This is a genomic window from Pseudolysinimonas sp. (genome assembly GCF_044239695.1).
Taxonomy (GTDB): domain Bacteria; phylum Actinomycetota; class Actinomycetes; order Actinomycetales; family Microbacteriaceae; genus Pseudolysinimonas_A.
In genome coordinates this window covers 1-7,525 of sequence record NZ_JBIIAW010000124.1, presented here as the reverse complement: position 1 = coordinate 7,525, position 7,525 = coordinate 1, and the positions used below count along the sequence as shown (strand labels likewise).

Annotated in this window: 7 protein-coding genes and 1 pseudogene; 4 read left to right on the top strand and 4 right to left on the bottom strand. The window is 71.0% G+C overall.

The genetic code is table 11. The features are described 5' to 3' along the window. Positions 1-614, bottom strand: a pseudogene (locus tag ACILQS_RS14465) (hypothetical protein); the annotation flags it as partial. Between the two features lie 150 nt (positions 615-764). Here ACILQS_RS14465 and ACILQS_RS14460 point away from each other — a divergent pair. Continuing rightward, complete coding sequence (locus ACILQS_RS14460; protein WP_395640832.1) at positions 765-1,430, top strand: hypothetical protein; 666 nt, start codon at positions 765-767, stop codon at positions 1,428-1,430. 87 nt (positions 1,431-1,517) lie between these two features. Here the strand turns inward: ACILQS_RS14460 and ACILQS_RS14455 are convergent, their stop codons facing one another. Then, complete coding sequence (locus tag ACILQS_RS14455; protein WP_395640831.1) at positions 1,518-2,165, bottom strand: GNAT family N-acetyltransferase; 648 nt, start codon at positions 2,163-2,165, stop codon at positions 1,518-1,520. After that, positions 2,162-3,079 (bottom strand): UTP--glucose-1-phosphate uridylyltransferase GalU, encoded by a 918-nt coding sequence (gene galU, locus ACILQS_RS14450; protein ID WP_395640830.1) that lies wholly within the window; start codon positions 3,077-3,079, stop codon positions 2,162-2,164. The genes ACILQS_RS14455 and galU overlap by 4 nt, the downstream gene beginning before the upstream one ends. Here galU and ACILQS_RS14445 point away from each other — a divergent pair. The 3 genes from ACILQS_RS14445 to mscL are packed head-to-tail and all read left to right on the top strand — an operon-like array spanning position 3,078 to position 4,442. Next, positions 3,078-3,689 (top strand): 5-formyltetrahydrofolate cyclo-ligase, encoded by a 612-nt coding sequence (locus ACILQS_RS14445; RefSeq protein ID WP_395640829.1) that lies wholly within the window; start codon positions 3,078-3,080, stop codon positions 3,687-3,689. The genes galU and ACILQS_RS14445 overlap by 2 nt on opposite strands. 13 nt (positions 3,690-3,702) lie before the next feature. After that, the gene (locus ACILQS_RS14440) at positions 3,703-4,011 is read left to right on the top strand and encodes an FmdB family zinc ribbon protein (protein ID WP_395640828.1); all 309 of its coding nucleotides are present in this window, start codon (positions 3,703-3,705) and stop codon (positions 4,009-4,011) included. Between the two features lie 2 nt (positions 4,012-4,013). Continuing rightward, complete coding sequence (gene mscL / locus ACILQS_RS14435) at positions 4,014-4,442, top strand: large conductance mechanosensitive channel protein MscL (protein WP_395640827.1); 429 nt, start codon at positions 4,014-4,016, stop codon at positions 4,440-4,442. A gap of 214 nt (positions 4,443-4,656) precedes the next feature. On the opposite strand, the gene ACILQS_RS14430 is transcribed toward mscL, so the two are convergent. Next, the coding region (locus ACILQS_RS14430) for an AAA family ATPase (RefSeq protein WP_395640826.1) at positions 4,657-7,525 on the bottom strand (2,869 nt) is incomplete at its 5' end.

Genomic DNA, 7,525 nt, shown 5'->3' with positions numbered 1-7,525 from the left:
CGCAGCGCCTCCTCGAGGTCGTGGCGCCGCACGGGCGCCTCGGGGGCGGGGCGGGAGAGGTACATCGGGCGCGGGGTCTGCACCGGGGTCCAGGCCGCCCGTCGCGTCGGAGCGGCCGTCGCGGACGGAACCTGGACGGCGTTCCGGGCGCGCACCGGAGCCGACGTGCGCGGCATGGCGAGGGCATCGAGCCGGCGCTGCGTGGCGATCGCGGCACCGCCGCCGGCGATCGCGGCGACAAGCACGAAGAAGCCGCCGAGGGTCATCCCGGTCGTGGCGATCAGGAAGATCTGCACGCCCGCGACGACCGTCGCCGCCATCATGAGCAACGAGGCGCCGAGGCGCGTGCGTCGCATCCGGCGGCGACGCAGAACCGCGGGCTCCAGGGTCGTGCGCGGAGCGGTCGGCGCGGCCCGGCGGGCCGCCCGGGCTTCCCGAGCGGCGGCGGCATCCGCGCGACGCTGCTCGGCGCGGAGCAGCCGCTCGGAGCGTCCGGCGCCGTTCTCTTCGGCGATGAACTCGCGGCGGCGGAGCCAGGTCGGCACCAGATAGAGGAACCAGAGCAGCGCCGCGACGGCGAGCATGATCGCCGTGCCCGCACCCGTCCCATCCATGACGTGAGAGTACGAGGTGCACACCCTCGCACTGGGGTGCCGCGCCGACGCGACCGCGCGCTCCCGGCATCCTTCCAGGCGATAATCTGAGCCGACTCGCATCCGAGTCGACCCGTCCCCACGTCACCCCTTCCCGAACGAGGCAGCAGCATGTCCGACACCGAAACCACCCCCGGCCCCTGGTGGGCCCGCCACGCCGAACTGATCGTCGTCATCCTGCTCGGCATCGTGTCGGTCGCCACCGCCTACACGTCGTTCCAGTCCAGCCTCTACGACGGACAGCGCGCCGACGCGATCTCGCTCAGCGAAGCCGCCGGAACCGAGGCGGAGTCGCTCTACCTCGAAGGCAACCAGCAGTACGTGCAGGACTCCCAGACGGTGCAGCAGCTCAGCCTGCTGCAGGTCGCGATCGACGGCGGCGACCCGCTCGCCCAGGCGCAGTACGACGAGCTCTACTTCATCGCCGTCTCCGAAGACCTGGATGCCGCCCTGCAGAACGCCGCCGCCGCCGACGAGGCCGAGCCCGAGTTCTGGCACGACCCGCAGGCCGACGAGACCTACCAGGCGACCCTGTTCGGCGGCTACGCCGAGAAGACCACGGAGTCGGCCGACAAGCGCACCGAGGGCGGCGAATACAACAAGGCCGCCGACACCCTCGGCCTCTTCACCGGGGTCATGGCGATCACGCTCTTCCTGCTCGGTGTCGCCGCCGTCGTGCGGCGCCTGTTCACGAAGTGGATCCTGATCGCCGTCGGCGGCGCGATCTTCCTCGTCACCGCGATCCTCACGGCGACGATCCCGTTCGTCTGGCTCTAGGGGGTCGGGCGCCGGAGGGCGCGCGCGAGTCAAGAGCGGGGACCCCTCCCCCGATTGACTCGCGCGCGCCCTCCGGCACCCTCTGAGTCATCCCAAGCGAAGGTGGCGCTCTGCCTCGGCCCTGTCGGTCGCGGGGACGACGCCGACACCGGCCGGGACGCGGCCGTCCTTCCACCGACGCAGCACGCCCTCCGGGATCTCCTCGACGGTGAGGGCGAAGCAGAAGTGGTCGCGCCAGTCGCCGTTGATGTGGATGAAGCGGCGCCTCAGCCCCTCGTAGCGGAACCCGAGCTTCTCGACGACGCGCAGCGACGGGCCGTTCTCGGGCCGGATGCAGATCTCCATGCGGTGCAGGCCCAGTCCGAAGAAGACGTGATCGGTGGCGAGCGCGACCGCGGTCGGAGTGACGTTCTTACCCGCGAAACGCTCGGCGACCCAGTACCCGATGGAGGCCGACGACAGCGAGCCGTACGACATCCCGGAGACGTTCAGCTGCCCGGCGAACTCCCCCTCGTACTCCACGACGAACGGAACGCCGTTGCCGGTGCGCGCGTGCGCGAGGAGCGAGCGGATGCTGGCCTTCGCGTCGAAGCCGACGGGGCCACCCGGGTTGGTGGCCTCCCAGGTGCGCAGCCAGGACCGGTTGTCGAGCAGTTCGCGCTCGAGCGGACGCGCGTCGCGGATGCGGATCGGGCGGATCGCGACGGAGCCGTCGCGCAGAGTCGGTGCGTTCACTGCTCGCCGTCGTGGTGCTCGTCCGGCAGGGAACCGGCGAACGGCTTCAGCCAGGCCCGGAAATCGGGCCCGAGGTCGTCGCGGTCGCTCGCGAGCTGCACGATCGCCTTGAGGTAGTCCAGGCGATCGCCGGTGTCGTAGCGTCGGCCGCGGAACACCACCCCGTGCACGCCGCCCGCCCAGTCCGGCCCGGTGGCGAGCGCCTGGAGGGCATCCGTGAGCTGGATCTCGCCGCCCTTGCCCGGCGAGGTCTTCTCGAGGATCTCGAAGATCTCCGGGCGGAGCACGTACCGGCCGATGATCGCCAGGTTCGACGGGGCGCTGCCCTGCTCGGGCTTCTCGACGAGACCGGTGATCTTCACGACGTCGTCGTGGTCGGTGGGCTCGACCGTCGCGATCCCGTAGAGGTGGGTCTGCGACGGGTCGACCTCGAGCAACGCGACGACCGTGGTGTTGCGCTCCCCCTGCACCTCGAGCATCCGGCTCAGCAGCACGTCCCGGGCGTCGATGATGTCGTCGCCGAGCAGCACGGCGAACGGCTCATTGCCGACGTGCATCTTCGCGCGCAGCACCGCGTGGCCGAGACCCTTGGGATCGCCCTGCCGCACGTAGTGCACGTCGGCGAGGTCGGTCGAGTGCCGCACCTTCTCCAACTTGTCCTCGTCGCCCTTGGCTCGGAGGATCTGCTCGAGTTCGCCGACCTTGTCGAAGTGGTTCTCGAGCGCCTGCTTGTTGCGCCCGGTGATCATCAGCACGTCGTGCAGCCCGGCGGCGACCGCCTCCTCGACGACGTACTGGATGGCCGGCATGTCGACGACCGGCAGCATCTCCTTCGGCATGGCTTTCGTGGCCGGGAGGAATCGCGTCCCCAGTCCGGCGGCGGGGATGACGGCCTTCGTAATGGGTGCGGGCATGGGCCCAGCGTATCCGGCCCGTAAACTCGCAGTCGTGTCCGATGTGGAGAGCGAGAAGCGCGCGCTGCGTGCCGAACTGCGTGAGCGCCGACGCATCCGCACCTCCACGCAGAGCAGCGACGACTCCGCCGCCCTGACCGGGCATCTCACCGCGCTCGCGACCGGACTCGGGGCGAATTCTCTGGCGGCCTACCTGTCGATGCCCGACGAGCCCGACACGCGGCCCTTCCTGCGCTGGACCGCCGAGCAGGGCCTCCGCGTGCTGCTGCCGGTCTCCCGCGACGACGGTCTGCTCGACTGGGCACCCTACGACGGCCAAGAAGAGGATGCCGACATCCTCGGGATGCCGACCCCGACGTCGCAACTCCTCGGGCCGATCGCCATCAACGACGTCGACCTGATCCTCGTTCCCGCCGCCGCCGTCGACCGCGCGGGGATGCGGATGGGCTGGGGCCGCGGCTACTTCGACAAGACGCTCGGATCGATGGAGAACTGCCCGCCCGTCTATGCTGTGATCTTCGACGACGAACTCGTCGACGCGGTGCCGCGCGAGCGGCACGACATGCCGGTCGACGGAGTCGTGACTCCGGGCGGCATCGTCACGTTCTGACGCTACGAGAGCCATGCCTACCTACTCCTACCGCTGCACCGAGTGCGGAACCGCCTTCGACATCCAGCAGGCCTTCACCGACGATTCGCTCACCGAGTGCCCGAATTGCGGCGGCAAGCTGCGCAAGCTGTTCAGCGCCGTCGGCGTGAGCTTCACCGGCTCCGGGTTCTATCGCAACGACAGCCGCGCGACCCCGAGCGAGGGATCGTCGTCGGCGTCATCGTCCGCGTCGAGTTCGTCGGAGAAGGCCTCGACCTCCACCCCGGCCGCGACCGGATCGGGAGCGGCATCCTCGACGGCATCGTCCACATCCCAGGAGTAACCGTGTTCAAGGGCTTCAAGGAGTTCATCCTCCGCGGCAACGTCATCGACCTCGCCGTCGCCGTCGTCATCGGTGCCGCGTTCACCGGAATCGTCACCGGCCTCGTCGAGGGCGTCTTCAACCCGGTCATCGCGCTCATCTTCAACGCCGACGACCTCAACGGCGCCGGCATCACGCTGCGCCCCGAGTCCTCCCCCGGAGCCGAGGACGGGATCGTGCTGGCCTGGGGTCGCGTGATCTCCGCGCTCATCCAATTCCTGCTCGTCGCGACCGTGGTCTACTTCGCGCTGATCGTGCCGATGAACTACCTGCGCAAGAACCCGTTCGGACGCAAGAAGACCGATGAGCCCGCGCCGCCGAAGGTTCCGACCGAGCAGGAACTGCTCACCGAGATCCGCGACCTGCTGAAGGCACAGCAGTCCAGAGACTGAGGCTGTTTGCCCGAAATGGCCCCTTCGCCTCTGCGGATGGGGCCACTTCGGGCAAACAGCTCAGTAGTGCGGGGGGACGTCCTCGCGCAGGCGAGCGTCGTTCGCGCCCTCGGGCTGCTGGTCGGGTTCCTCGACGGGCGTCGGGTCGCTGCCGGGGGGCGGCTCCGTCGTCACCCGGCGATGCTTCCGACGGGGAGCCGGAGGCGCAGCGGACTCAGTGTCCGACAATGACCGGGATCTCCTGGGTGATCGTCGCGACCTGGAGTCCGGCGGTGCGGGCGATCCGGTCGGCGACGGCGTCGGGATCGCTGAACAGCTCGAACGCGTGCACCCGCGCGTAGTGCCAGCCGAGCCGCCGGAGCACCTCGGGGCGCAGCCGCAGCGACTCGCGCAGCGATCGCCCGAGCAGCACCGTGTCGGTCTCGACGACGACGCACGTGCCACCGTTCGCCGCGACCAGGCCCAGCTTTCCGCGATGGCCGAGGGCGACGCGCAGACCGCGCAGCTCGAGGCGTCGAGCGAGGTCGACGAGCATCGGGTCGGAGTCGTCGGGCAGCGGCGCCTCCGCGCGGCGGGCGGCGATCTCGTCGAGGATCTCGGCGAGAGCGATGGCCCCGTGCCCGAGCCGGCCGTCCTCGATGTCGGCCGGACGGAAGCAGGTGACGATGACGAGGGACCGGCGGGCGCGGGTCATCGCGACGGCGAGCAGACGCTCTCCCCCGGGCTTGCCGAGCGGGCCGAAGTCGGAGAGGACGCGGCCGTGCGGGGTGCGCCCGTAGCCCACCGAGAAAACGACGCGGTCGCGGCTCTGCGCGACGGCGCGGCCGATCGGGAGCACGTCGAACGGCTCGGCGCGGTCGCTGAGCACGAACTCGGTGAGGGCCGGGTTGCCGGGCATCGCCTCGGCGACGGCCTTCCACACCCGAGCGGCGTGCTTCTCGCTCGCCGTCACGACCATGAGCGACTCCTGCGGGCGCTGCTCGACGTGCTGGAAGACGAGTTCGGCGGCGCGACGCACCTCGGCATCCACGCTCTCCACCGACCCGGTGACCGGGTCGGGGAGCCCGGTACCGTCTTCGACGTATTCGAGCACGAGGCTGCCGTGGCCGAGGAACGAACCCGCCCACGGGAGGGCGTCGATCGTGCCGCCGTAGAACCGACGGTTGACCAGCTGGGCGAGGTCCTCGCCGCCGGCGCGATAGGAGCGCGTCAGCTCGAGGGTCGGGAGGACCGACGCGAGACGCGCGAGCACCGATCGATCGTGCAGAGCTTCGAGGGTGCGGGCATCCGTCGGAGTCGATTCCGCGTCGGGATCGCGCAGGCCGATCGTGAACGCCGACGGGGTCTGCGTCACGGCGTCGCCGATCGCGACGACCTGCTTGGCACGGCGAATCGCCCCGACGCTCTCGGCGACGGTGAGCGCGCCGGCATCCAGGATCACGACCGTGTCGAAACTCATCTCCGGCGCGACCGCCGCGATCTCGTACGGGGAGGCGAGCCACACCGGCGCGAGCGCGCGGGAGAGATGCGGCGCACCGCGCTGAAGGGTCGCGGCGTCGACATCCTCGGCGCGCAGGGCGTTCTTGAGCGCGGCGGCCTCGTCGGGCCAGTCCAGCAGCCCGATCTTCCAGCCCTCGGAGAGCCGGTGGGCGAGCCCGTGGGAGTTGCCGGCGACGTGCGCCTCGTCGACCAGCCGGAAGTCGGCTTCGAGTCGCTCGAGCACGTCGGTCTTCGCACCGAGAAGTGCGCGATCGTTGACCAGCAGCGAGTCGAGCGCGCTGCGCCACCAGGAGAGTTCCAGCTCCGCGGCCACCGCCTCCTCGGGCACGTGCCGGTTGGCGAGGTCGGTGATGAGCGCGTCGAGGTCGAGGGCGCGCAGCACGCCGACCAGCTCCGACCGTTCCTGGAGGTTGGCGAGCGCATCGGACTCCGCGGCGAGCCCGCCGAGGACCTCGCCGAGGGCGTGCAGCGGGAGTCCGAGCAGCGACGTCTCCCGCGTCGTGCGGCCGAGCGGGGCGTCGAGCGACTCGAGGTCGGTGGCGACCTGGTTCCACGCCGCCTGCACCTCGGCGATGCCGGTCGGCACCTCGGGCGTCACGCCGGTGGCGACGAAACGCTGCCAGAGGATGCGCTGCCGTTGGATCGCGTCGAGCGAGGCGTGCAGGTCGCGCACGTGCATCCCGGGGCGCACGTACTCCTTCGCCAGATGCGTCAGGCGACGGCGGTCGCCCGCGCTCATCTCCGGGGTCTCGCGGCGCGGCGCCGTGGCCGCGATCAGCTCGACGAGCGAGCGGTCGAAGACGGCGGGCACGAACCGGTCGAGGGTGTCCCGGATGTCGGCGAGCAGCCGCAGGTACACGCCCAGCTCGGCGATCGTCTCGAACGGCCGCATGCGGGTTCCCGCGATCAGCTCCTGCGCGCGGACCAGCAGCCAGGGCACCGACTCCGCGTGCAGACGCTTCGTGAGCCGGTGGGCCGCAGCGGCCTGGTCGCCGTTGGGGAAGACGGCGCCGTACCAGGGGGAATCGGCCGGTCCGTAGCGGAACTCCCCGAGCTTCGCGGCCTCCACCATCGTCGCCGCCACCGGGGCGCGCGAGGCCGCGAGACGCTCGACGGTGGCCCGGTCGAGTCGCGCGGTCGTGGCCGGCGGATGCGGCAGCAGCGCGAGGCGGGACAGTTCCGTCACGCAGTCCAACACCGAGATGCCGAGTACCAGGTCGTGGCGGGTGAGCGCTTCGCGATAGTCCATCAGCACGGCGCGCAAGCGTACGAGCGCCTCGTCGACCTCGCGCACGTCAGGCGCGCCGGCGCGCTCGTTGCGGGAGATCGCCCGCAGCAGGTCGCGGCGCAGGCTGCGCGGCGACACCGCGACGCCCGGCAGCCCGATGTCGGTGAGGCGGCGGGCGATGCCGCCGAGCGAGCCGCGACGCGGGCTGACCACGAGCACGCGCTTGCCCTGTCCGATCAGGGCGCCGAGGGCGTTCACGACGGTCTGCGTGCCCCCGGTTCCGGGCATCGTCGTGACGACGACCGAGTTGCCCGCCGCGATCTGCGCGATGACGTGCTCCTGCTCGGCGTCGGCG